Origin of the sequence: Aquipseudomonas ullengensis (genome assembly GCF_014174475.1) — a bacterium.
GTDB classification, from domain to species: Bacteria; Pseudomonadota; Gammaproteobacteria; order Pseudomonadales; family Pseudomonadaceae; genus Aquipseudomonas; species Aquipseudomonas ullengensis.
On sequence record NZ_JACJUD010000001.1, the window covers coordinates 761,545 to 785,088 of the forward strand.

Here is a 23,544-nt window from a genome sequence, read left to right on the forward strand (position 1 = left end):
ACCAGCCTGAGCGACTCTAGCGCCACCCAGACCCACGGCGCAGGAGTCGCACATGGCCAGTTTCATTCACAAACACGCCCACAGCGGCGCCCTTGCCGGCGCCGGCCTCTACGGAATCGCCGCCAGCATTGCGCTGGCCTTGAGCCTCGGCCTGGGCCATGCGCAACCGCACAGCACCGCGAGCACAGAGCTTCCGCCCGGGCTGCGCAGCCTGCTGGCCGGCATCCGCGTAGGGAGCTAGCACCATGCAGCTCTCCACCTCCAACGCGTTGTTGCTGGCCTCGCTGCTGGCACTGATCAACGCGCCCGGCCTGATTGGCCACGGCAGCGTGGTCGGCGGCGGCATTGCGCGCACCATCGAATGCAATCAGAGCCTGGCGCGCAGCCTGGAACTGGACGAACACCTCAAGCGTCGGCCCGGCGAACCACCGAACAAGCCGGCGCCCGACAATGGACCGTTCATCCTCGCCTGAGTGATCTGCCAGTTAGCGGCTGTATTCGCCGGCCGCTTCCGGCTGGTACTCCACCGCCAGCAGGGTGAGCTTGAGCACCTTGCCGCCCGGGCCCGGCCAGTCGATATGCTGGCCCACGGACAGGCCGAGCAGCGCGCAGCCCACCGGCGCGAGGATCGATACCGTGCCCTCGGCACCGGCATCCTGCGGGTAGACCAGGGTCAGGTGGTAATCCTTGCCGCTGCCTTCCTCCCGGCAATGCACCCGCGAGTTCATCGTCACCACGCCGGCCGGCACCTCGGCATGACCGACGACCTGCGCCCGCGCCAGCTCTGTTTCCAGAGCCTGAGCGGCCGGGCCGTAGTCCTCCAGGCTGTCGAGCAGGCGCTCAAGACGTTGCAGATCGAGACGGGTGATGGTGATCGATGGGGTGCTGCTCATGGCGTCCGGCTATCTCCTGTGCGGGCCAGAAAAAGCAAAACCCCGCCAAAAGGCAGGGTTTTGCAGAGTGTTGACCGACCGTACCACAGGCAGCCGAGGAAACAAGACCGAACGGTCAGATTTTTAGCCCGGGGCGTAACCGCAGCAAGGCCGCCTTGCAGATTTCCCGGCGCCGCGCGTCAGCGGCCTGGCCCCACTCGAGGATCTCGGCCAGGCACCGGCCGCACCCCAGGCACACGTCCTGGTCGTCCAGGCAGCACTGGCGGCAGCAGGGCGAGGCGATGGCCTCAGAGTTCTTCGAACTCGAGCTGCTCACCGGATTGCTCCTGAGTCACGCGCGCCAGCAGTTCGCCCAGCGGTTCTTCACTGGTGTCGCAGATCCACAGCGCCTGGGTCTCGTCGTAGTCGAAGTGGAAACCACCGGAACGCGCCGCCACCCAGAGTTGGCGAATCGCCTCCTGGCGACTGAGGATCAGCTGCGTGCCGTTCTCGAAGCGCACGGTCAGTACGCCGGCGGAATTTTCCAGATCGATGTCCATGTCGCTGTCGTCGAAAATATCTTCCACGGCCTCTTGTGCGGCATCGACCAGATCATGGAAACGGGCTTCGCTCAAACTCATTACAACGTCCTCAGGGAAGGGATGCGAGGTCGGCCTGCCGGTAGGCGCCGGGGCTTTGCCCGGTCCAGCGGCGGAAGGCACGGGCCAGGGAGCCGGCCTCGCTGAAACCGACGAGGAAGGCGATTTCCGCCAGTTCCAGCGCCGGGTCGCGCAGGTAGTGCAGTACCAGTTGCTCGCGGGTTTGGTCGAGCAATTGGCTAAAGGATAACCCGGCCTCACGTAAACGCCGCTGCAAAGTGCGCGGGCTGAGTTGCAGGGTCTGCGCCAGCAGCTCCAGATCGGCGCCCTGTTCGGGCAACTGGCGCGCCAGTTCGTGGCGGGCACGGTCGATCACGCTAGGGCCCAGGTTGAGCTGGCCGAGCAGACGGTCGGCATGCGCATCGAGCAACTGGCGCAGTTGCGCGTCGGCCTGACCCAGCGGCGTGGCCAACAGGCGCTTGGGGAACACCAGGGCGTTGTCGGCCTGGCCGAACAGCACCGGGCAGGCAAAGACCCGCGCATGTTCGGAGGTATCGGCCGGTGCGGGGTGCTGGAAACGCACTTCGGTAGGCGGAATCTTCAGCCCGCTGATCCAGTGGCCGAAGGTCAGCCAGCCGGCCAGGGTTTCTTCGCTGTGCTGGCGGCGCTGCTGGCTCACCAGCGGATGCCAGCTGTGCACCACCTGCGCTTCCTGCCCGTCACGCGCGGGCTCTTCGTCCAGCTCGACGCGGCCCAGGTTGCCGACCAGTGAGGCATAGCGCGCCTGGCGATGCAGGGCGTCGGAGAGGGTCGCGCAACTCATGATCAGGTAGCCCAGCACCCCGTAATAGCCAGGGCGGATGGCCTCGCCGAGGTGCAGGCCGAGGTTGTCGTCTCCGGTCAGGCGCACGCCTTCGGCCAGCAGCTCCAGATAAACGCTGACCGCGATGCGCTGATCGCGCTGGGCCAGGATCGCCGGGCTCAGCTGCACGCTGGCCAGCAACGCCTCGCTGGCGAAACCCTGGCGGCCGAGGTAATCCAGCAAACCCTGCAGGTAAGCGACCGAAACCGAACTGGCGAGGGGGGCAGGAACGTCCATCACGACTCCGTTTTTACCGCGCATGCTAGCCGCAAATACCCCGCCCGGGGCAATCCCAGGGCCCGCCGGACGTACATAGGCAAGGTGGCGGGGGGTCGGTATACTCCGGGTCATTCTCGATTTCGCAAAGGATTTGACCATGAAGCGCCTGCTGCTGCCCTTCATCGCGCTTGTCGTCGTTACCGCCGCCCTTGCCGGTTGTGGCCAGAAAGGCCCGCTGTACCACCCGGACGACGAAAAAACCACGCAAGACCGCGATAAAGACGTCTTCCTCTAAGGGGGTTCCATGCAAGCCTTTACCAACCGCGACGGGCAACTGTTCGCGGAGGGCGTGGCCCTGTCCGCCATTGCCGAGCGCTTCGGCACGCCCACCTACGTTTACTCCCGCGCCCACATCGAGGCGCAGTACCGCGCCTACGCCGATGCCCTGGCCGGCGTGCCGCATCTGGTGTGTTTCGCCGTCAAGGCCAACTCCAACCTCGGCGTACTGAATGTCCTCGCGCGCCTCGGCGCCGGTTTCGACATCGTCTCCCGTGGTGAACTGGAGCGCGTACTGGCTGCGGGTGGTGATGCTGCGAAGATCGTCTTCTCCGGCGTCGGCAAGACCCGTGACGACATGCGCCGCGCCCTGGAAGTCGGCGTGCACTGCTTCAACGTCGAGTCGGTGGATGAGCTGGAGCGCCTGCAAGTGGTCGCTGCCGAGCTGGGCAAGACCGCAGCCATCTCGCTGCGAGTCAACCCGGACGTCGACGCCGGCACCCACCCGTACATCTCCACCGGCCTCAAGGAAAACAAGTTCGGCATCGACATCGAGCAGGCGCCGGCGGTGTATGCCCGCGCCGCTGCGCTGCCGAACCTGAAGGTGGTCGGTGTCGATTGCCATATCGGCTCGCAACTGACCAGCCTGCCACCCTTCCTCGATGCCCTCGACCGCCTGCTGGCGCTGGTCGATCAGCTTGCCGAACAAGGCATCCAGATCAAACACCTGGACCTCGGCGGCGGCCTCGGCGTGCAGTACCGCGATGAGCAGCCACCACTGGCCGGCGACTACATCAAGGCGGTGCGCGAGCGCATCCAGGGTCGCGACCTGGCCCTGGTGTTCGAGCCGGGCCGTTACATCGTGGCCAACGCCGGCGTGCTGCTGACCCGCGTGGAGTACCTCAAGCACACCACGCACAAGGACTTCGCCATCATCGATGCGGCGATGAACGACCTGATCCGCCCAGCCCTGTACCAGGCCTGGATGGATGTCACCCCGGTGCAGCCACGCGACGGCCAGGCACGCAACTACGACCTGGTCGGGCCGATCTGCGAGACCGGCGACTTCCTCGCCAAAGGCCGCGAATTGGTGCTGGCCGAAGGCGACCTGCTGGCCGTGCGCTCGGCCGGTGCCTATGGCTTTGTCATGAGCTCCAACTACAACACCCGCGGCCGCGCCGCCGAGGTGCTGGTGGATGGTGCGCAAGCCTTCGAAGTACGCCGCCGCGAAACCATCGAAGAACTCTATGCCGGCGAAAGCCTGCTGCCTTCGGCCCCTCGCGAGTAATTGTCATGCTGCTGCGCTTTACCAAGATGCACGGCCTCGGCAACGACTTCATGGTCCTCGACCTGATCAGCCAGCACGCGCATATCCAGGCCAAGCATGCCAAGGCCTGGGGCGACCGCAACACCGGTGTGGGCTTCGACCAGTTGCTGCTGGTCGAAGCGCCGAGCAACCCGGACGTCGACTTCCGCTACCGCATCTTCAACTCCGATGGCTCGGAAGTGGAGCAATGCGGCAACGGGGCGCGCTGCTTCGCGCGCTTCGTGATCGACAAGCGCCTGACGGTGAAGAAGCAGATCCGCGTCGAAACCAAGGGCGGCATCATCGAACTCAACCTGCGCGCCGATGGCCAGGTCACCGTCGACATGGGCCCGCCGCGCCTGGTGCCGGCCGATATCCCGTTTCAGGCTGACAGCCAGGCCCTGAGCTACCCGGTCGACGTCGACGGACAAACCGTCGAGCTCGCCGCCATCTCCATGGGCAACCCGCATGCAGTGCTGCGCGTCGCCGATGTCGACAGCGCACCGGTGCACAGCCTCGGCGCCAAGCTCGAACACCATCCGCGCTTCCCGCAGCGGGTCAATGTCGGCTTCCTCCAGGTGGTCGATCGCCAGCATGCGCGCCTGCGCGTATGGGAGCGCGGCGCCGGGGAAACCCAGGCCTGCGGCACCGGCGCCTGCGCCGCGGCAGTGGCTGCGATTGGCCAGGGCTGGATGGATTCGCCCCTGCAGCTGGAATTGCCCGGCGGCAAGCTGTGCATCGAGTGGGCAGGCCCGGGCCAGCCGGTTATGATGACCGGACCCGCCGTTCGTGTGTACGAAGGACAAGTCCGTCTATGAGTGACCAGGATCAGCCCGTTCAGCTCGACTCCGAGAGCGTCGCCGCCTACCTGCGGCAGCACCCGGAATTCTTCGTCGACCATGATGAGCTGATCCCGGAGCTGCGCATCCCGCACCTTCCCGGTGAGGCGGTGTCGCTGGTGGAGCGCCAGGTCAAGCTGCTGCGCGAACGCAACATCGACATGCGCCATCGCCTGTCGCTGCTGATGGACGTGGCGCGCGACAATGACCGCCTGTTCGACAAGACCCGCCGCCTGATCCTCGACCTGCTCGATGCCAGCAGCCTGGAAGAAGTAGTCGGTGCGGTGGAAGACAGCCTGCGCCATGAATTCCAGGTGCCCTTCGTCAGTCTGATCCTGTTCAGCGAGGCGCCCCTGGGGGTCGGCCGCGCAGTGACCAGCGCCGAGGCGCACCAGGCCATCGGCAACCTGCTGAGCGGCGGCAAATCCACCTGCGGCGTGCTGCGCCCCAACGAATTACTGTTCCTCTTCGGCGAAGCCGAACATGAGCAGGTCGGCTCGGCCGCCGTGGTCTCGCTGACCCATCAGGGCCTGCACGGCGTACTGGCCATCGGCAGCCCCGATCCGCAGCACTACAAGAGCAGCCTCGGCACCCTGTTCCTCAGCTATGTGGCTGAAGTCCTGGCCCGCGTGCTGCCGCGCTTTGCCGCGCCCATGCGCTCGGTGCGCTGATTCCGCAGGAACGAGCCCTGCTCGCGAAACGGTCTGCGCAAACGCTTGGCGAGCAGAGCTCGCTCCTACCCGCTGCCCCGCGCCTGGAACCCTCCATGCAGGATCACCTCGACGCCTACCTCGAACACCTGCGGCGCGAGCGCCAGGTGTCGCTGCACACCCTCGATGGCTATCGGCGCGACCTGCACAAGGTGCTGGCCCTGTGCGAGAAGAACGCCATCGGCAGCTGGGCCGACCTCGATAGTCGCAGCCTGCGCAGCTTTATCGCCCGTCTGCATGGCACCGGCCTGGCCAGCCGCTCGCTGGCGCGCCTGCTGTCGGCGGTGCGCGGTTTCTACCAGTACCTGAGCCGTGAAGGCCTTTGCCGGCACGACCCGGCCGGCGGCATCAGCGCCCCAAAAGGCGAGCGCCGCCTGCCCCGCACGCTGGATGCCGACCGTACCCAGCAACTGCTCGATGGCGCCGTGGAGGACGACTTCATCGCCCGCCGCGACCAGGCCATGCTCGAACTGTTCTATTCCTCCGGCCTGCGCCTGTCCGAACTGGTCGGCCTCAACCTCGACGGCCTCGACCTGGCCGGCGGCCTGGTGCGGGTCACCGGCAAGGGCAACAAGACCCGCGAGCTGCCGCTGGGCAGCAAGGCCCGCGAGGCCTTCGAACAATGGTTGCCGCTGCGCACCCTGGCCAACCCGGCCGATGGCGCCGTGTTCATCAGCCAGCAAGGTCGCCGCCTGGGCGCCCGCGCGGTGCAGTTGCGCGTACGCCAGGCCGGCGTGCGCGAACTGGGCCAGCACCTGCACCCGCACATGCTCAGGCACAGCTTCGCCAGCCACATGCTGGAGTCGTCACAGGACCTGCGCGCCGTGCAGGAGCTGCTCGGCCACGCCGATATCGCCACCACCCAGGTCTACACCCACCTGGATTTCCAGCACCTGGCCGCGGTGTATGACCGCGCCCATCCACGCGCCAAACGCAGCAGCGGGAGCGACGAATGAGCCTGCGCCTGATCACCTTCGACCTCGACGACACCCTGTGGGATGTCGCCCCGGTCATGCACAGCGCCGAGGCCGTCCTGCGCGACTGGCTGGCGCAACATGCCACGCGCCTGGGCCCGATACCCATCGAGCACCTGTGGGCGATCCGCAGCCGCCTGCTGAGCGCCGATCCGGGCCTCAAGCACCGCCTCAGCGAGCTGCGCCGGCGCATCCTGTTCCACGCCCTGGAAGACGCCGGCTATGCCCAGACAGAAGCAGCCGAGCTGGCCGAGCTGGGTTTTCAGGTATTTCTCGCCGCGCGCCATCAGGTCGCGCTGTTCCCCGAGGTGCACCCGACCCTAGAGCACCTGGCCGAACGCTTCATCCTCGGCGTGATCACCAACGGCAACGCCGATGTGCGCCGTCTCGGCCTGGCCGACTACTTCCAGTTCGCCCTGTGCGCCGAAGAACTGGGCATCGGCAAGCCCGACCCGAAGCCCTTCCTCACCGCCCTGCAACACGCCGACGTGCCTGCCGCCCAGGCCGTGCATATTGGCGACCACCCCAGCGACGACATTGCCGGGGCGCGGGCCGCAGGCCTGGGCGCGATCTGGTTCAACCCGCAGGGCAAGGCATGGAGCGGCGAGCAGCCGCCAGACGCAGAAATCCGCAGCCTGGCCGAGTTGCCCGCACTGCTGCAGAACTGGAAGCAAACCCAGTAGGAGCGGGCTCTGCCCGCGAACCTGGCAGTACGGCAACATTTGCGAGCAGGGCTCGTGCCGAAAACAGCCCAGCAAACGCCCATGAAAAAGCCCGCCAATTGGCGGGCTTTTTCATCGGTGAAGCGACCTCAGATGGGCCGGCTGCCGTATTTGCTGTCTGGCTTTTTCGGCGGATCGGCGACCACGTTGGCCTCGATCTCCTGCACCGCGCCGCCACGCGAGAGGAACTCTTCCATGGCCTTGGCCAGGGCATCACGTTCCTTCTGCTTGGCTTCTACGCTCGGCAGTTCCTCGACATCGACAGCGGCCTTGGCCTTCTTGCCAGCCTTGCCGGACGGCGCGGCGACTTCGCCATCGTCATCCTCGGCATCGCCGTCATCGGCGGCAGCCAGCTCCTCGCCTTCATCCTCGTCGCCCGCTTCGAGCTCGTCTTGTTCCAGTTCTTCGTCGCTCATGTTTTACCTCATGACTTGCGAAAAGCACGTTACTTATAGCCCAGCGGCGCGCTTTGCAAACACGCCGCTGGAAAAATTCTTGGCCCGGTGCGCGTTCAGTCGAACTCGCCCTGGAGTGTCGCCAGTACCCGACGTGCCCCCGCCTGATCGCGGTGCTCGCCCAGATAGATGCCTTGCCAGGTGCCCAGCGCCAGTCGCCCTGAGGTTATCGGCAGGCTCAGCTGGCAGCCCAGCAGGCTGGACTTGAAATGTGCCGGCAGGTCGTCCGGTCCTTCGTAATCATGTTCGTAACCGTCTTGACCCTGGGGCACAAGACGATTGAAGAAGCGCTCGAAGTCACGTCGTACCGCACCATCGGCGTTCTCGTTGATGGTCAACGAGGCCGAGGTGTGCTGCAGCCACAGGTGCAACAGACCCACCTTGCAGCGCGCCAGTTCCGGCAATGCCGTCACCAGCTCATCGCTGACCAGATGGAAGCCACGCGCTCGCGCACGCAGGGTAATCATCCGCTGTTGCCACATGACCGCCACCTACTGGCACCATTCGCGGCGCATTTTAGAGCCTGCGCGCGGGTATTTCACCTAGGCAGTGATGAAGAAATTGCATCGACCACACATGACAAAGGGCGCCGTAGCGCCCTGTGTCATGCCTAACCCCCCCATTACTTGCGGGTGAACTCCGGGTAGGCCTCCATGCCGCACTCGACGATGTCGACGCCTTCGTACTCGTCTTCCTCGCTGACGCGCAGGCCCATCACCAGCTTGATCACGCCCCAGACCAGCAGGCTGGCCACCAGCACCCAGGCGAAGATGCACGCCGCGCCCATCAGTTGCGCACTGAAGCTGGCCGAAGAGTTGGTCAGCGGCACGGCCAGCAGCCCCCAGAGCCCGCCGGCGCCATGCACCGAGATGGCACCCACCGGGTCATCGATGCGCAGCTTGTCCAGCAGCAGGATGCTAAACACCACCAGCACGCCACCCACCGCGCCGATCAACGCGGCCTGCACGCCGGTTGGCGTGGCTGGCTCGGCGGTGATCGCCACCAGGCCGGCCAGGGCGCCATTGAGGATCATGGTCAGGTCGGCCTTGCCGAACAGCAGGCGTGCCACCACCAGCGCCGCCAGCAGACCACCGGCCGCCGCCAGGTTGGTGTTGACGAACACCGAGGCCACCGCGTTGGCGTCTTCGATGCTGCTGATCTTCAACTGCGAGCCGCCGTTGAAGCCGAACCAGCCGAACCAGAGGATCAGCGTGCCAAGCGTGGCCAACGGCAGGTTAGCGCCAGGGAAGGCATTGATCTGGCCATTCGGACCGTACTTGCCCTTGCGTGCGCCCAGCAGCATGACCCCGGCCAGTGCCGCAGTGGCGCCCGCCAGGTGCACTACGCCAGAACCGGCGAAATCCTTGAAGCCGGCGTGCTTGAGGAAGCCGCCGCCCCAGGTCCAGTAGCCTTCCACCGGATAGATCACGCCGCACATGACCACGGCGAAGGCGAGGAACGCCCACAGTTTCATCCGCTCAGCCACGGCGCCGGAGACGATCGACATGCAGGTCGCGGTGAACACCACCTGGAAGAAGAAGTCGGCGCGTTTGGCGAATCCGGGAGCGCCTTCGCCGCCGGCCGCGACCGTTTCGACCGCATGCTCGCTGCCGATCAGGAAACCGAAGTTGGGCAGCACGCCACCAGCGTCGCCGCTGTACATCAGGTAGTAGCCCAGCAGCAGGTACATCACGCAGGCCAGGGCATACAGGACGATGTTCTTGGTGAGGATTTCCGCGGTGTTCTTGGCCCGCACCAGGCCAGACTCGAGCATGGCGAAACCCGCCGCCATCCACATCACCAGGGCCCCGCAAATCAACAGATAGAAGGTGTCGAGCGCATACTGCAAGGGAATCAGAGCCGTGTTTTCCATGGGTACTCCTTTGTACCTAATGCCCCCACGCCGCCATTGGCGCGGACAGAAAAACGCCCGGCGAACCGGGCGTTTTTCAACTCACCTGAAGACTTACAGGTTGTAGCCGCGCTCGTTGTGCTCGGAGAGGTCGAGACCTACAGTCTCGGCTTCTTCGGTCACGCGCAGGCCCATCACCAGGTCCAGCACCTTGAGGATCACGAAGGTGACCACAGCGGTGTACACCACGGTGAAGGCGACGCCTTTGAACTGGATGAACAGTTGCGCGCCGATGTCTTCTACCGCACCGAAGCCGCCCAGGGCCGGAGCTGCGAACACGCCGGTCAGCAGAGCGCCGACGATGCCGCCGATACCGTGCACGCCGAAGGCGTCCAGGGAGTCGTCGTAGCCCAGCTTGCGCTTCAGGCTGGTGGCGCAGAAGAAGCAGATCACGCCTGCAGCCAGACCGATGATCAGCGAGCCCATCGGGCCAACGGTACCGGCAGCCGGGGTGATGGCAACCAGACCGGCAACCACACCGGAAGCGATGCCCAGGGCGCTCGGCTTACCGTGGGTGATCCACTCGGCGAACATCCAGCCCAGTGCAGCGGCGGCGGTGGCGATCTGGGTAACCAGCATGGCCATACCGGCAGTGCCGTTGGCAGCGATGGCGGAGCCGGCGTTGAAGCCGAACCAGCCGACCCACAGCATGGCAGCACCAATCAGGGTCAGACCCAGGTTGTGCGGCGCCATCGGGGTGGTCGGGAAGCCTTTGCGCTTGCCCAGCACGATGCAGGCAACCAGGCCAGCGATACCGGCGTTGATGTGCACCACGGTGCCACCAGCGAAGTCCAGTACGCCCCAGTCCCACATCAGGCCGCCGTTACCGGACCACACCATGTGGGCGATCGGGGCGTAGACCAGAGTGAACCACACCGCCATGAAGATCAGCATCGCGGAGAACTTCATGCGCTCGGCGAAGGCACCAACGATCAGGGCCGGGGTGATGATGGCGAAGGTCATCTGGAAGGTGATGAACACACTTTCCGGGAAGGCCGCTGTCAGGCTGGCAGGTGTGACACCTGCGAGGAACGCCTTGGACAGGCCGCCAACAAAGGAGTTGAAGTTAACAACGCCCTGCTCCATGCCAGTGGTGTCGAACGCGATGCTGTAGCCGTAAACGACCCACAGGATGCTGATCAGACCGGTGATGGCGAAGCACTGCATCATTACCGAGAGGATGTTCTTGGAGCGGACCATGCCGCCGTAGAACAGGGCCAGGCCCGGGATGGTCATGAACAGCACCAAACAGGTCGCTGTCAGCATCCAGGCGGTATCGCCAGAGTTGAGGACAACCTCGTCAGCCATGGCCAAGCCTGGCGTTACGAGGGACAAGAGGGCTCCTAGCCCTGCGATCTTACGCAGAGTCATATTGTTTTCTCCTGGGGCGTGGTGTTGGTTTCTGAGGCTTAAACTGCGTCTGTGCCGGTTTCGCCGGTACGGATGCGGATGGCCTGTTCCAGATTGACTACGAAGATCTTGCCGTCGCCGATTTTGCCGGTGTTGGCCGCCTTGGTGATCGCCTCGATGACGCGATCCAGCTGGTCATCAGCGATGGCCACGTCGATCTTCACCTTCGGCAGAAAATCCACCACGTATTCAGCACCGCGATACAGCTCGGTGTGACCCTTCTGCCGACCGAAGCCTTTGACTTCAGTTACGGTGATGCCCTGCACGCCGATCTCCGACAGTGACTCGCGCACGTCGTCCAGCTTGAACGGCTTGATGATGGCAGTGACTAGCTTCATGAAACTCTCTCCCGTATTTGGTGGACTTGCCCCAGGAAGAACAAACCCGGCTCAAGTCTAAGCGCAGTGTCTGGCTTTTGAAACGCATCGGCCGCCTCTGGCGCCGGCTAGTCCGATGCCAACCAACCGCATGCGGTGAAGCATTCCCCCGCCTCACCCTGCGCACCGGTACTGCATCGGTGCACGCGTCACCAGAGACTTAGCAGAAACCTTGCCAGCTCTGCCAAAAGCCGATGAATTCATGCGCTTAGCCTCGCCAGCCGGGCCTTGCAGGGATTTCGATGCAGTCTGACCGCACAGTCATGGTGCACCATGCGCCGCCGTTGTGCGCGAAAAGAGCGCACCGCCGTGGCGCAGCAATCGGCTCGGACCTGCGTGCTACACTGCCGGCCGTCTGTTCCCGGAATTCCCGCCATGTTGCCGCCCAAAGCCATCCTCGACACCCTTGCCAGCCATGCCTCACGCCTGTTCAGCGGCGATTCCCCGCTCCCGCGCGGTGAGTTCGAGGCGCAGTTCAAGGTGTTGTTGCAGAGCGCGTTCAGCAAGCTGGACCTGGTCAGCCGCGACGAATTCGACAGCCAGATGGTTGTCCTCGCCCGAACCCGTGCACGCCTCGAGGCCCTCGAAGCCCGCGTCGCCGAACTGGAAGCCCAACCGACTCCGCCGCCTACCGAGTAACTCCCGCTCGGCGCGGCGGCATGCGATCAAGGAGTGATCCATGTCCCTGGCCATTGTCCATAGCCGCGCCCAGGTGGGCGTCGATGCCCCCTCCGTGACCGTCGAGGCGCACCTGGCCAACGGCCTGCCGAGCATGGCCCTGGTCGGCCTGCCGGAAACCGCGGTCAAGGAAAGCAAGGACCGCGTGCGCAGCGCCATCCTCAATGCCGGCTTCGATTTTCCGCCGCGCCGAATCACGTTGAACCTGGCCCCGGCCGATCTACCCAAGGACGGTGGCCGCTTCGACCTGGCCATCGCCCTCGGCGTGCTCGCCGCCAGCGGCCAGGTACCCGCTGCCGGCCTGGAGCAACTGGAATGCCTCGGCGAGCTGGCGTTGTCCGGCGCCGTACGCCCGGTGCAGGGCGTTTTGCCCGCCGCGCTGGCCGCGCGCGCTGCCGGACGCACCCTGGTGGTGCCGCGAGCGAATGCCGAGGAAGCCAGCCTAGCCTCAGGCCTGAGCGTACTCGCCGTCGAACACCTGCTGCAGATCGCCGCCCACCTCAGTGGCCAGACCCCGCTGCTGCCGTATCAGGCCAGCGGCCTGCTGCGTGAAGTGCAGCCCTATCCGGACCTGGCCGAAGTGCAGGGCCAACTGGCCGCCAAGCGCGCCCTGCTGATCGCCGCCAGCGGGGGTCATAACCTGCTGTTTACCGGGCCACCCGGCACCGGCAAGACCCTGCTGGCCAGCCGCCTGCCCGGCCTGTTACCGGCGCTGGATGAGCAGGAAGCCCTGGAAGTGGCCGCCATCCAGTCGGTAGCCAGCCATGCGCCGCTGGAGCGCTGGCCGCAGCGTCCATTTAGACAGCCCCATCACAGTGCGTCTGGCCCGGCGCTGGTCGGAGGGGGCAGTCGCCCACAACCCGGCGAGATCACCCTGGCCCATCAGGGCGTGCTGTTTCTCGACGAGCTGCCCGAGTTCGATCGCAAGGTCCTGGAGGTGCTGCGCGAGCCGCTGGAGTCCGGTTTTATCGTGATCGCCCGGGCGCGCGACAAAGTGCGCTTCCCCGCGCGCTTCCAGTTGGTCGCGGCGATGAACCCCTGCCCTTGTGGCTATCTCGGCGACCCAGCCGGGCGTTGCCGCTGCACGCCGGAGCAGATCCAGCGTTACCGCAGCAAGCTGTCCGGCCCGCTGCTCGACCGTATCGACCTGCACCTCACCGTGGCCCGCGAAAGTACCGCCCTCGGCGCACCGACCACACCCGGTCAGAGCAGCGCCAGCGCCGCTGCCGAAGTGGCGGCTGCGCGGCAACGGCAGATGGCCCGCCAGGGCTGTGCCAATGCCTTTCTCGACCTACCAGGCCTGCGCCAGCATTGCGTGCTGCAGGTGCAGGACCAGCACTGGCTGGAACAGGCTTGCGAGCGCCTGAACCTGTCGTTGCGCGCCGCGCACCGCCTGCTCAAGGTCGCGCGCACCCTGGCCGACCTGGAGCAGGCCGCAGATATAGCCCGCTCACACCTGGCCGAAGCCCTGCAATACCGCCCCAGCCAAGGCGGCTAGACCCACACCGCAACCGTAAAAACTATCAGGAACGCATTCTAAAAAGAAAAATACTATCGACTATGCTAGGATAGTCCGCCTTCCGCCCTTGGCGGCCATCCGATCATAAGGAGAGCTAGCTCAATGGAGGCATCTTCGTCTTCGCGTTCTACCCTCAATCCGCCGGTGTTTTTCGGCTCCACCATCCTCATCGTTGCCCTCGTGCTGTACAGCGTATTGCTGAAAAAACAGGCGCAAGGCGTGTTCGGCGCCCTGCAAGGCTGGATCATCGGCAACGCCAGCTGGTTCTATGTGCTGACCGTCGCGCTGATCCTGATCAGCACGGTATTTCTCGCCGTCAGCCGCTACGGCGACATCAAACTCGGCCCCGACCACAGCCAGCCGGAATACCGCAACAGCACCTGGTTCGCCATGCTGTTCTCGGCCGGCATGGGCATCGGCCTGATGTTCTTCGGCGTGGCCGAACCCCTGCAGCACTTCAGCTCGCCGCCGGTGGGCGCAGCCGGCACCGTGGATGCCGCGCGCGAGGCGATGAAGCTGACGTTCTTCCACTGGGGCCTGCATGCCTGGGCGATCTACGCCATCGTCGCGCTGATCCTGGCGTACTTCTGCTACCGCCATGACCTGCCGCTGACCCTGCGTTCGGCCCTGTACCCGCTGATTGGCGAGCGCATCTACGGCCCCATCGGCCATGCGGTCGATATCTTCGCCATTCTCGGCACGGTGTTCGGTGTCGCCACCTCGCTCGGCTACGGCGTGCTGCAGATCAACAGCGGCCTGCACCACCTGTTCGACGTGCCGGTCAGCGTACCGGTGCAGATCGGCCTGATCGCCGTCACCTGCACCCTGGCCACGCTCTCGGTGGCCAGCGGCCTGAACAAGGGCATCCGCATCCTCTCCGAGCTGAACCTGGGGCTGGCGGTGATTCTGCTGCTGTTCGTATTGGTCCTCGGGCCGACCGTGTTCCTGTTGCAGACCTATGTGCAGAACACCGGCGCCTACCTGTCGGAGATCGTCAGCAAGACCTTCAACCTCTATGCCTACGAGCCTACCGACTGGATCGGCGGCTGGACCCTGCTGTACTGGGGCTGGTGGCTGTCCTGGTCGCCCTTTGTCGGCCTGTTCATCGCGCGCATCTCACGCGGGCGCACCATTCGTGAATTCGTCTGCGGCGTGCTGCTGGTGCCGGCGGCCTTCACCCTGCTGTGGATGACCGTGTTCGGCGACAGCGCCATCCACCTGGTGCTCCACCAGGGCGTGCAGAGCCTGGCCGACACGGCCAATGCGGACAGCTCGCTGGCACTGTTCGCCTTCCTCGAACACTTCCCCTTCAGCACCCTGTCATCGCTGATTGCCGTGGCCATGGTGGTGGTGTTCTTCGTTACCTCGGCCGACTCCGGCGCCCTGGTGGTCGACATGCTGGCCTCCGGCGGGCGTGACCACACGCCGCTGTGGCAACGCCTGTTCTGGTCGATCCTGATTGGCGTGGTCGCCATGGCCCTGCTGCTGGCCGACGGTTTGAAAGCCCTGCAAACGGCCACCATCGCCAGCGCACTGCCGTTCTCCATCGTGCTGCTGGCAGCCATCTGGGGCCTGTTCAAGGCCCTGCGTCTGGATGCCACCAAGCGCGGCATTCGCTACCAGGCGCTGAACATCTCGCGCCCGGCACAACGCCAGCACGGCGGCTGGCAGCGCCGACTGCGCAACATGGCGATGTTCCCGCGCCGCTCGCATGTCGGTCGTTTCATCAGCGAGACGGTGCAGCCAGCCTTCGAGGATGTCGCCGAAGAACTGCGCAAGCAGGGCTACACGGTGCAGGTCAGTCGGGGGGACGACGAGCGCATCCAGCTCACGGTCGCCCATGGCGAGGAAACCGACTTTTCCTACCAGATCCGCCCACGCGCATTCGCCCAACCCAGCTTCGCCTTCCGCGACACCGGCGATGACAACCAGGACGCACGCAAGTACTTCCGCGCCGAGGTGTACCTGCGCGAAGGCGGGCAGGACTACGACGTGATGGGCTGGAGCCGCGATGAAGTGATCGGCGACCTGCTCGACCAGTACGAGAAACACATGCACTACCTGCACGTGGTGCGCTGAGCTTCACGCACAAAAAAGCCCCGGCGCCGCAGCACGGCACCGGGGCTTTTTTCATCCTCAGCGGAAGCGGCCGACTTCCTGACGCAGTTCCTCGGCCAGGCGATCCAGCTCGCGCGCGGTTTCTGCCAGGTTGGCCACCACGTCGCGCTGCTCGCTGTTGGCCAGGGCAATGCTCTGCAGGTTGCTGCTGAGCAGCGTTGCGGTGCTGCTCTGCTCCTGGGTCGCGGTGGTGATCGCAGCGAACTGCTCACCGGCGGCGGTGCTCTGCTCGGCGATCTGCGCCAGCGCGGCGGCCACCTTGGCGTTGAGGTCGAGACCGTTGCGCATCAGCGTCTGGCCCTGCTCCATGGTGCTGATGGCGCTGCTGGTTTCGCTCTGGATGCTGCCGATCATGGTGGAGATTTCCGTGGTCGCCTCGCGGGTGCGGGCCGCCAGGTTGCGCACTTCATCGGCCACCACGGCGAAGCCGCGACCCATCTCACCGGCACGCGCGGCCTCGATCGCGGCGTTCAGGGCGAGCAGGTTGGTCTGATCGGCGATGGCGGTAATCACCCCGACGATGCCGCCAATTTCCTGCGAGCGCTGGCCCAGGGTGTTGACCACCGTGGCGGTGCCATTGAGCGCAGCGGAGATCTGCTCCAGCGCCGCCGAGGCCTCGTCCATCGAGCTGCGGCCGATGCGCGTCTGCTGCGCATTGGCGCTGGCCATGCGTTCGGTGCTGCGCATGTTGTCGGCGATATCCAGGGCGGTGGCGCTGAACTCTTCCACCGCACCAGCCATGCTGCCGATTTCGCCGGACTGCTGCTCAATGCCTTCATAGGCGCCGCTGGACAGCCCGCTGAGCACTTGGGAACGGCTGCTGACCTGCTGCGCGGCGCTGCGGATGTGCGCCACCATGGTCGCCAGCGCTTCGCCCATCTGGTTGAAGCTGCGCGCCAGCTCGCCAATCTCGTCCTGACTGGACACATTCAGCCGTGCGCTCAGATCGCCGGCCCCCAGCGCCTGGGCCTGCTGCACCAGATCGCCCAGCGGACGCAGGCGGCGGCGCAGCAGCCAGGTGACCGCCGCAACCGCCAGGATCATCGCAAGCACGCTGCCAAAGGCCAGTTGCCCACCGACGCGCCAGGTCACCTCGCGGATCTCCGCCTTAGGCATATTGGCCAGCACCTGCCACGGACCATCGGCAAACGGCGTGGCCACGCTGAAGAACTCCTCGGTGCCATCGCTCCAGAAATGGCCGTGTCCCGGTGCCTGGGTCAGCTCGGCCATGACTGCGTTCAAGCCATCGGCCTGGCGCATGCCGGCCGGCGGCACCAGCCACTTGCCCTGCTCGTCGAGCAGCGCCAGGGAGCCGGTCTTGCCGATGCGAAAGCGCTGCAGGTTGCTGAACTGCGCAGCCTGCGCATCGGTGTAGTCGAAGCCGACGAACAACACCGCGATCACCGCACCAGCGGGGTCACGCACCGGGGTGTACTGGGTCATGTAGTAGCGATCGAACAGCAGCGCCCGGCCGACATAACTCTGCCCCGCCAGCAGGCGCTGATAGGCCGGGTGCGCGTGGTCGAGCACGGTGCCGATGGCGCGGGTGCCGTCCTGTTTGTTCAGCGAAGTAGTCACCCGCACGAAATCCGCGCCATCACGCACGAACACGGTGGCGACACCGGCGGTGAGCTGGCGAAATTCGTCGACCAGGGCGAAGTCGTTGTTCAGCACCTGGCCATTCAGGTACAGCGCCGGCGGGGTCAGGGCAGCCACGGGCAGGCGCTCCTCGGCATGCACACTGAGGCCGCTGGCGAAGCGCTTCTCGAACAACCCGGCCAGGCGCTGGGTGCTTTCGCGCAGGCTGCCGTGGAAGGTGTTGAGCTGGTCGACCAGCAGACGCGCCTCGCTGGCCAGGTGTTCCTCGCGGGTCGCCAGGTTGGCCTGGTCGAGCGAACGCAGGGCGAACAGGGTGCTGCCGCTGATCAGCAGAATCAGGATCAGGGCCAGAGCAACGGCGAGTTGCCAGGCAATGCGGGACCTGGGCTGGGACATGGGGCGAGCTCTCCGGGTAAGTAATCAGGTGCGCGAGGGCGCGGCCGCTAGACGATACGTCGGCGGGCGGCGAGAGTACTTGAGCAGATTAGTGCGGCATAGCGCGGAGAGCGGGGAAAAAGATCAAAACTGCTCAAACGGTCAGCTATGCACCGTGGCGGTGCACATTGCGCCGCTGCAAACGGACAGATGCCGTCTGCGGAGGGCGAACCGGGGCGTTGCCGCCCCGGTGGGTCAACCAGAGAACCTGTTTACGATCTCTGAATCAGCAGGCCATCTCGTAGGCCGGGCCGGCCGCGCGCTGGCGGCAGGCTTCGCCGAAGGCCTGGAAGATCTTCACCGAGTCGGGGTTTTGCGCGGCTTGCCATTCCGGGTGCCACTGCACGGCGAACAGGAAGGGCGACAGGCTCGGCGCATGGAACGCCTCGACCAGACCATCTTCGGCGCGGGCCAGCGACTCCAGGCCCTTGCCCAGGGTTTTCACGCCCTGGCCATGCAGCGAGTTGACGCGAATTTCTTCGCTCTGCATCAGCTTGGCCAGCCAGGAGTTGGCTTGCAGGCGCACGCTGTGGCTCGCCGCGTACTGCACGTCGACCGGGGCGTTGGAATCTTCGCGGTGATCATTGAAGCCCGGCTCGGCGTAGAGCTTCTGGTACATGTCGCCGCCCAGGGCCACGTTGATTTCCTGCATGCCGCGGCAGATACCGAAGATCGGCAGGCCACGGGCGATGGCGGCCTTGATCAGCGGCAGGTCGAACAGATCGCGGTCACGATCCTGGCCCTTATCGGGGGTCAGGTTTTCCTGGCCGTAGAGCGTTGGGTCGATGTTCGAGCCGGCGCCGGTGAGGTACACACCGTCCGCCATGTCGAGGTATTGCTCGAGGTCTTCGATACCGCAGCAGGTAGGCACCAGCACAGGTACACAGCCGGCGATCTCCACCAGTGGCGTGATGTATTTGTGGGTCATTACCTGATAGTCGTGGCCCTTGCGCTCTTGGGCGCCCATGGACATCAACACGACGGGTTTGCACTTGGCAGAAGTGTTCTTGGCACTGTTGTTGTTGGACATACGTCACCTTGGGGCAGAATCGGTCTGCCGTTGCTGTGCAGGCGGGTCGGGAGATCGACGCACTACCTGTTTGGCACGGACCGTCTGTCGGCGGCGTAGCTGGGCCTCACCTGGAGGCATGGGAGTAGAAGGTAACGAACCTTCCGCGACGGCCGCTTAACAGTCGGAACCGCCAGCACAGTCTGCCTGAGCCGTAAAATATGTCAAACAAATCAACTCGATGTCGTTCGCAAATCAGATCGGCGCGACAAGCTGTATGCGCCTGATGACGGCGCATAGCCCGCACGAAGCCAGCCTGATCGCGGCCTGATGGTCCATTATTTTTTACGCAGGCCGTCCAGAATACTGCAAGCCTGCGCATCAGCCCTCGCTGTAGGTCACCGCCGGCAAACGCATTTGCGCCACTTCGGCCAGCAGGTAATCACGCAAGCGGCGCAGGCGCTCCTCGCCCCGCCGGCCACGCGGCCAGACCAGGTGATAGCTGTCGCCACTGGCTACCGCGCTGGGCCAGGGCAGGCCCAGGCGACCCTGCTCGACATCCTCGGCAATCATCACCAGGTCGCCGATCGACACCCCGTAGCCACGCCCCGCCGCGACGATGCCCAGCTCCAGGGTGTCGAACACCTGGCCGCCCTTGAGCGGCACCTGCTCGCCCAGCTGCATGGCCTGCAGCCAGCGCCGCCAGTCGCGCCGGTCCGGCGTCGGGTGCAGCAGCTCGCTGGCCTGCAGGCGCGCCAGGTCCCAGGGTTGCCCGGCCGCCGCCTCCGGCGCGCAGACCGGGATCAGCCATTCGGCGAACAGCTCGACGCTCTCCCACTCCGCCGGGAAGTTGCCGCTGCTGCTGAGCAACACGGCACAGTCGAAGGGCTCGTGGTGGAAGTCGACCTTGTCCACATCCATCCAGGCGCTGGTCAGTTGCACCTCGATGTCGGGGTTGTGCAGGCGGAAGCGTGACAGGCGCGCCAGCAACCAGCGCATGGTCAGGGTCGAAGGCGCCTTCAAACGCAGGGTGGCGTCGTCGATACGCAGCGCGGTGCAGGCCCGCTCCAGCGCATCGAAACCCTCGCGCACGCCGGGCAACAGCAGGCGCGCGGTTTCGCTCGGGCGCAGGTTGCGGCCGTTGCGCTCGAACAGGCGGCAGGCGAAGTGTTCTTCCAGAGTGCGGATGTGCCGGCTCACCGCGCTCTGGGTGATGGCCAGCTCTTCAGCCGCCCGGGTGAAGGACGAGTGCCGGGCGGCGGCCTCGAAGGCGCGCAGGGCATACAGCGGCGGCAAGTGGCGACTCATAGGGATCTATCCATGAGTTTTGATCATGCTAGGCATCGCTTTTTTCCTTTTGTGCCGGCGTGACTGAGTCCCGAGAATAGCCACATTCTCCAGCCGCCCAAGCGCGGCGGGCAAGCCCGTTTACTGAGCCAGACTCATGCCATATGCCGTTCGCCACGAACTCCTCGCCATCTTCCGCCTGGCCGGCCCACTGATCGCCGCCCAGCTGGCCCATGTGCTGATGGTGTTCACCGATACCCTGATGATGGGCCAGCTCGGCCCGGCCGAACTGGCCGCCGGCGGCCTCGGCGCCGCCAGCTATTCATTCGTCTCGATCTTCTGCGTGGGCGTGTTGGCGGCGGTTGGCAACCTGGTCGCGATCCGCCACGGTGCGGGCGACACGGCGGGCGTGACCCGCATGACCCAGACCGGCCTGTGGCTGGCCTGGGGCCTGGCCCTGGTCGCCGGCCTACTGCTGTGGAACCTGCAGCCGCTGTTGCAGCGCTTTGGCCAGGAGCCGCACAACATCACCGGCGCCATGCAGTTTCTCTCCACCCTGGTGTTCGCCCTGCCCGGCTACCTCGGCTTCATGGCGCTGCGCGGCTTCACCGCCGCCATCGGTCGACCCGGCCCGGTGATGGCCATCAGCATCGGCGGCGCGCTGGCCAACTTCGCCCTCAACTATGCGCTGATCCACGGCTGGTTCGGCCTGCCGGCGCTGGGCCTGGCCGGCATCGGCCTGGTCACCGCGCTGGTCAGCAATGTCATGGCCCTGTTGCTGGCCTGGCACCTCACACGCCATCCGGCCTATGCCGCCTATCCGCTGCGCCACGGCCTGCTCAAGCCCTACCTGGGCGAGTTCCGGGAGCTGCTGCGCCTGGGCCTGCCGATTGGCGGCACCTACGCGGTGGAGTCCGGCATGTTCGCCTTCGCCACCCTGTGCATGGGCGCCATCGGCAGCCACGCGCTGGCCGCGCACCAGGTGGCGATCATGTCCGTGTACGTCGCCTTCATGGTGCCGGTGGGGATTTCCTACGCCACCACCTTCCGCATCGGCCAGCACTATGGCGCCGGGCGCATCCGCGAAGCGCGCCGTGCCGGGCGGCTGGGCATCGCCAGCGGCGCCTGCTGCATGCTCGGCTTCGCCCTGCTGTTCTGGCTGGCGCCCGAGTGGGTGGTGGGGATGTTTCTCGACCGCCATGACCCTGCGTTCGCCGAGATCGTCAGCCTGGCCGTCAGCCTGCTGGCCGTGGCCGCCGTGTTCGAACTGTTCGACGGTATCCAGACCATCGCCATGGGCGCCATTCGTGGCCTCAAGGATGGCAAGACCACCCTGCTGGTCGGACTCGTCTGCTATTGGGCGATCGGCGCGCCGCTGGCCTGGGCCCTGGCGTTTCCCGCCGGCTGGGGTGCGGCCGGGGTGTGGTGGGGGCTGGCCGGTGGCCTGGCCTGCGCGGCGCTGGGGCTGACCCTGGGCTTCGAGTGGAAGACAGCGCGGTTGCTGCGGCCGGTAACGGGCGTATGCCTGGAACTGTAGGAGCGAGCTCTGCTCGCGAATCTAGCCACGCAAAAGCTTCGCGAGCAGAGCTCGCTCCTACAAAAGCCGGTTCGTTAGGAAGGCAGCGCCGTCAGCAGCGGCTGGCGCGCGCCGAACACCAGGAAGCGCGCCAAGTCGGCCAGCGGCAGCGCCTTGCTGATCATGTAGCCCTGCACCTGGTCGCAACCGAACTGCCGCAGCAGCGCCAGTTGCTCGGCGTTTTCCACCCCTTCGGCGACCACTTCCAGGTGCAGGTTGTGCGCCAGGTTGATCATCGCCCGCACCAATTGGCGGTTCTCCGCGCGCTCGCCCATGCCACCGACGAAGCTCTTGTCGATCTTCAGCAGGGTGATGGGCAGGCTGTTGAGGTGCACGAAGGAGGAGAAACCGGTGCCGAAGTCGTCCAGCGAGAAGCGCACGCCCAGGCGGCCGAGGGCCTGCATGGTCTGTTGCACCAGTTCGCTGCGACGCATCACCGCGGTTTCCGTCAGCTCGAATTCGAGCCACTGCGCATCGACGCCGCGTTCCTCGATCAGCCGCTGTAGGGTGCTCAGCAACTGGCTGTCCTGGAACTGGCGGAACGACAGGTTGACCGCCATGTGCAGCGCCGGCAGGCCGCGCCCGCGCAGCCACTGCATGTCGCGCAGCGCACGGGCAATCACCCAGTAGCCGAGCGGTACGATCAGCCCGCTTTCCTCGGCCAGCGGTACGAACTCATCCGGGGCGAGCAGGCCGCGCTCGGGGTGGCGCCAGCGCACCAGCGCCTCGATGCCGACGATGCGTCCAGTCTGCAGGCACAGACGCGGCTGATAATGCAGCTCCAACTCATCACGGCGCAGGGCGCGGCGCAGCTCGCTTTCCCGGTCGGCCAGGCTGCGCGCACCACGGTTGATGCGCTCATCAAAGATGTGAAAGGTGCAGCCCTGGGACGACTTGGCCTGCTGCATGGCGATGTGCGCGTGCCACATCAGCGGGTCGGCGCCGGCATCGGCACGGGAATGGGCGATGCCCAGGCTGCTGCCCAGCAGCAGGCTCTCGCCGTCCAGCCAGTAGGGCTCGGACAGGGCCTCGCTGATGCGCTCAGCAATCTGCTCGGCGCGCTGCGGGTCGCGGCGGGTGTCGAGCAGCAGGGCGAACTCGTCGCTGCCCAGGCGCGCCAGGCGATCACCCGCGTCCAGTTGCGACTTGAGCCGACCGACCACCTGCAGGATCAGGCGATCGCCGGCCTGGTGGCCGAGGGCATCGTTGACGTGTTTGAAGTTGTCCAGGTCGAGGTGGCCGAGGCTCAGGCCACGCCCACCGTATTCGGCCAGGTGCGTGGCCAGCAGGGTATGGAAACCCTGGCGGTTGGCGATGCCGGTCAGCGGGTCCTGCTCGGCCAGGCGCTGCAGGGTGCCTTGCAACTGGCTGCGCTCGCGCGCGTAACGCAGGCAACGGCGCAGCAGGTCGACACTCAGGCGGTCGCGCACCAGCCAGTCGTAGACATCCGCCGGCGCCTGCTCCGGCTCTTCGTCGAGCAGCAGCACCACCGGCAATGGGCAGAGCCCGGGCGCAGGCTGGCAGGCGGGGGTGGTCAGCAGCAGGCCGCTGTAGGGGTCGTCGAACAGGCTGCAGGCCGCTTCCCAGGTCGGGGCGGTAATCAGCGGATAGGCGTTGCCCAGCGCCGCCAACCGCGTACGCAGCAAGGCGGCCCATTCTGGCCGTTCAGCCAGCAGGACCAAGCGCAAAGGTTCGACTAGCGCGGACAAACGACCTCCCCAGGACGTTCAAAGCAGACATGCGTGCGCCGTATGCGGCGTCTCTATACCTACACATCCTTGTGCAGCTTT

Annotated in this window: 25 protein-coding genes; 12 read left to right on the plus strand and 13 right to left on the minus strand. The window is 65.7% G+C overall.

From position 1 onward, the window contains the following. Positions 1 to 52 precede the first annotated feature (52 nt). Both H3H51_RS03345 and H3H51_RS03350 read left to right on the plus strand, forming a co-directional pair. Positions 53 to 241, plus strand: a complete 189-nt coding sequence (locus H3H51_RS03345; RefSeq protein ID WP_183087595.1) for a hypothetical protein — start codon at positions 53 to 55, stop codon at positions 239 to 241. 4 nt (positions 242 to 245) lie between these two features. Next, entirely contained in the window at positions 246 to 473 is a 228-nt protein-coding gene (locus H3H51_RS03350) for a hypothetical protein (RefSeq protein ID WP_183087596.1), read from the plus strand. 12 nt (positions 474 to 485) lie between these two features. Here H3H51_RS03350 and rnk read toward each other — a convergent pair whose 3' ends face one another. The 4 genes from rnk to H3H51_RS03370 all read right to left on the minus strand — a co-directional run bounded on the left by rnk (position 486) and on the right by H3H51_RS03370 (position 2,570). Beyond that, on the minus strand, positions 486 to 893 hold the full coding sequence (gene rnk, locus H3H51_RS03355) for a nucleoside diphosphate kinase regulator (RefSeq protein WP_183087597.1): 408 nt from the start codon (positions 891 to 893) through the stop codon (positions 486 to 488). Positions 894 to 1,008: 115 nt separating this feature from the next. Next, a complete protein-coding gene (locus H3H51_RS03360; RefSeq protein WP_407926457.1) occupies positions 1,009 to 1,209 on the minus strand; it encodes a DUF1289 domain-containing protein in 201 nt (66 codons plus the stop codon). Continuing rightward, positions 1,181 to 1,513, minus strand: coding sequence for an iron donor protein CyaY (gene cyaY / locus H3H51_RS03365; RefSeq protein ID WP_183087598.1), 333 nt, complete (start codon positions 1,511 to 1,513; stop codon positions 1,181 to 1,183). The genes H3H51_RS03360 and cyaY overlap by 29 nt, the downstream gene beginning before the upstream one ends. A gap of 10 nt (positions 1,514 to 1,523) precedes the next feature. Beyond that, entirely contained in the window at positions 1,524 to 2,570 is a 1,047-nt protein-coding gene (locus H3H51_RS03370) for an AraC family transcriptional regulator (protein ID WP_183087599.1), read from the minus strand. A gap of 139 nt (positions 2,571 to 2,709) precedes the next feature. Between H3H51_RS03370 and lptM the strand changes: the two genes are divergently transcribed. The 6 genes from lptM to H3H51_RS03400 all read left to right on the plus strand — a co-directional run bounded on the left by lptM (position 2,710) and on the right by H3H51_RS03400 (position 7,340). After that, entirely contained in the window at positions 2,710 to 2,847 is a 138-nt protein-coding gene (gene lptM / locus H3H51_RS03375; protein WP_068825142.1) for an LPS translocon maturation chaperone LptM, read from the plus strand. Between the two features lie 9 nt (positions 2,848 to 2,856). Beyond that, positions 2,857 to 4,116 (plus strand): diaminopimelate decarboxylase, encoded by a 1,260-nt coding sequence (lysA, locus tag H3H51_RS03380; RefSeq protein WP_183087600.1) that lies wholly within the window; start codon positions 2,857 to 2,859, stop codon positions 4,114 to 4,116. Positions 4,117 to 4,121: 5 nt separating this feature from the next. Further along, positions 4,122 to 4,952 carry a diaminopimelate epimerase gene (gene dapF, locus H3H51_RS03385; RefSeq protein ID WP_183087601.1) on the plus strand — a complete coding sequence of 277 codons (831 nt, stop codon included), beginning with the start codon at positions 4,122 to 4,124 and terminating at the stop codon, positions 4,950 to 4,952. Beyond that, complete coding sequence (locus tag H3H51_RS03390; protein ID WP_183087602.1) at positions 4,949 to 5,644, plus strand: DUF484 family protein; 696 nt, start codon at positions 4,949 to 4,951, stop codon at positions 5,642 to 5,644. The genes dapF and H3H51_RS03390 overlap by 4 nt, the downstream gene beginning before the upstream one ends. Before the next feature lie 95 nt (positions 5,645 to 5,739). Continuing rightward, on the plus strand, positions 5,740 to 6,639 hold the full coding sequence (gene xerC / locus H3H51_RS03395; RefSeq protein ID WP_183087603.1) for a tyrosine recombinase XerC: 900 nt from the start codon (positions 5,740 to 5,742) through the stop codon (positions 6,637 to 6,639). Further along, a complete protein-coding gene (locus H3H51_RS03400; protein ID WP_183087604.1) occupies positions 6,636 to 7,340 on the plus strand; it encodes an HAD family hydrolase in 705 nt (234 codons plus the stop codon). The genes xerC and H3H51_RS03400 overlap by 4 nt, the downstream gene beginning before the upstream one ends. Positions 7,341 to 7,468: 128 nt before the next feature. On the opposite strand, the gene sutA is transcribed toward H3H51_RS03400, so the two are convergent. The 5 genes from sutA to glnK all read right to left on the minus strand — a co-directional run bounded on the left by sutA (position 7,469) and on the right by glnK (position 11,494). Continuing rightward, positions 7,469 to 7,795, minus strand: a complete 327-nt coding sequence (gene sutA / locus H3H51_RS03405) for a transcriptional regulator SutA (RefSeq protein WP_183087605.1) — start codon at positions 7,793 to 7,795, stop codon at positions 7,469 to 7,471. Positions 7,796 to 7,890: 95 nt separating this feature from the next. Continuing rightward, complete coding sequence (locus H3H51_RS03410; RefSeq protein WP_183087606.1) at positions 7,891 to 8,316, minus strand: secondary thiamine-phosphate synthase enzyme YjbQ; 426 nt, start codon at positions 8,314 to 8,316, stop codon at positions 7,891 to 7,893. A gap of 140 nt (positions 8,317 to 8,456) precedes the next feature. Then, positions 8,457 to 9,707, minus strand: a complete 1,251-nt coding sequence (locus H3H51_RS03415) for an ammonium transporter (protein ID WP_183087607.1) — start codon at positions 9,705 to 9,707, stop codon at positions 8,457 to 8,459. A gap of 93 nt (positions 9,708 to 9,800) precedes the next feature. Continuing rightward, positions 9,801 to 11,117: an ammonium transporter gene (locus tag H3H51_RS03420; protein WP_183087608.1), complete on the minus strand. Its 1,317-nt coding sequence runs from the start codon at positions 11,115 to 11,117 to the stop codon at positions 9,801 to 9,803. Between the two features lie 38 nt (positions 11,118 to 11,155). Beyond that, a complete protein-coding gene (gene glnK, locus H3H51_RS03425; protein ID WP_021700071.1) occupies positions 11,156 to 11,494 on the minus strand; it encodes a P-II family nitrogen regulator in 339 nt (112 codons plus the stop codon). Between the two features lie 414 nt (positions 11,495 to 11,908). Here glnK and H3H51_RS03430 point away from each other — a divergent pair, with 414 nt between their 5' ends. From H3H51_RS03430 to betT, 3 genes are all read left to right on the plus strand, one after another. Next, positions 11,909 to 12,172 carry an accessory factor UbiK family protein gene (locus tag H3H51_RS03430; protein ID WP_183087609.1) on the plus strand — a complete coding sequence of 88 codons (264 nt, stop codon included), beginning with the start codon at positions 11,909 to 11,911 and terminating at the stop codon, positions 12,170 to 12,172. Between the two features lie 40 nt (positions 12,173 to 12,212). Beyond that, entirely contained in the window at positions 12,213 to 13,709 is a 1,497-nt protein-coding gene (locus tag H3H51_RS03435; protein WP_183087610.1) for a YifB family Mg chelatase-like AAA ATPase, read from the plus strand. 123 nt (positions 13,710 to 13,832) lie between these two features. Continuing rightward, on the plus strand, positions 13,833 to 15,809 hold the full coding sequence (gene betT / locus H3H51_RS03440) for a choline BCCT transporter BetT (RefSeq protein WP_183087611.1): 1,977 nt from the start codon (positions 13,833 to 13,835) through the stop codon (positions 15,807 to 15,809). A 57-nt stretch (positions 15,810 to 15,866) separates the two neighbouring features. On the opposite strand, the gene H3H51_RS03445 is transcribed toward betT, so the two are convergent. The 3 genes from H3H51_RS03445 to H3H51_RS03455 form a co-directional block, all read right to left on the minus strand. Beyond that, entirely contained in the window at positions 15,867 to 17,843 is a 1,977-nt protein-coding gene (locus H3H51_RS03445) for a methyl-accepting chemotaxis protein (RefSeq protein WP_183087612.1), read from the minus strand. A gap of 265 nt (positions 17,844 to 18,108) precedes the next feature. Continuing rightward, positions 18,109 to 18,912: a gamma-glutamyl-gamma-aminobutyrate hydrolase family protein gene (locus tag H3H51_RS03450; protein WP_183087613.1), complete on the minus strand. Its 804-nt coding sequence runs from the start codon at positions 18,910 to 18,912 to the stop codon at positions 18,109 to 18,111. 360 nt (positions 18,913 to 19,272) lie between these two features. Next, entirely contained in the window at positions 19,273 to 20,199 is a 927-nt protein-coding gene (locus tag H3H51_RS03455; RefSeq protein WP_183087614.1) for a LysR substrate-binding domain-containing protein, read from the minus strand. A 136-nt stretch (positions 20,200 to 20,335) separates the two neighbouring features. Between H3H51_RS03455 and H3H51_RS03460 the strand changes: the two genes are divergently transcribed. Beyond that, complete coding sequence (locus H3H51_RS03460; RefSeq protein WP_183087615.1) at positions 20,336 to 21,715, plus strand: NorM family multidrug efflux MATE transporter; 1,380 nt, start codon at positions 20,336 to 20,338, stop codon at positions 21,713 to 21,715. A 74-nt stretch (positions 21,716 to 21,789) separates the two neighbouring features. Here the strand turns inward: H3H51_RS03460 and H3H51_RS03465 are convergent, their stop codons facing one another. Beyond that, positions 21,790 to 23,463, minus strand: coding sequence for a putative bifunctional diguanylate cyclase/phosphodiesterase (locus H3H51_RS03465; RefSeq protein ID WP_183087616.1), 1,674 nt, complete (start codon positions 23,461 to 23,463; stop codon positions 21,790 to 21,792). Positions 23,464 to 23,544 lie beyond the last annotated feature (81 nt).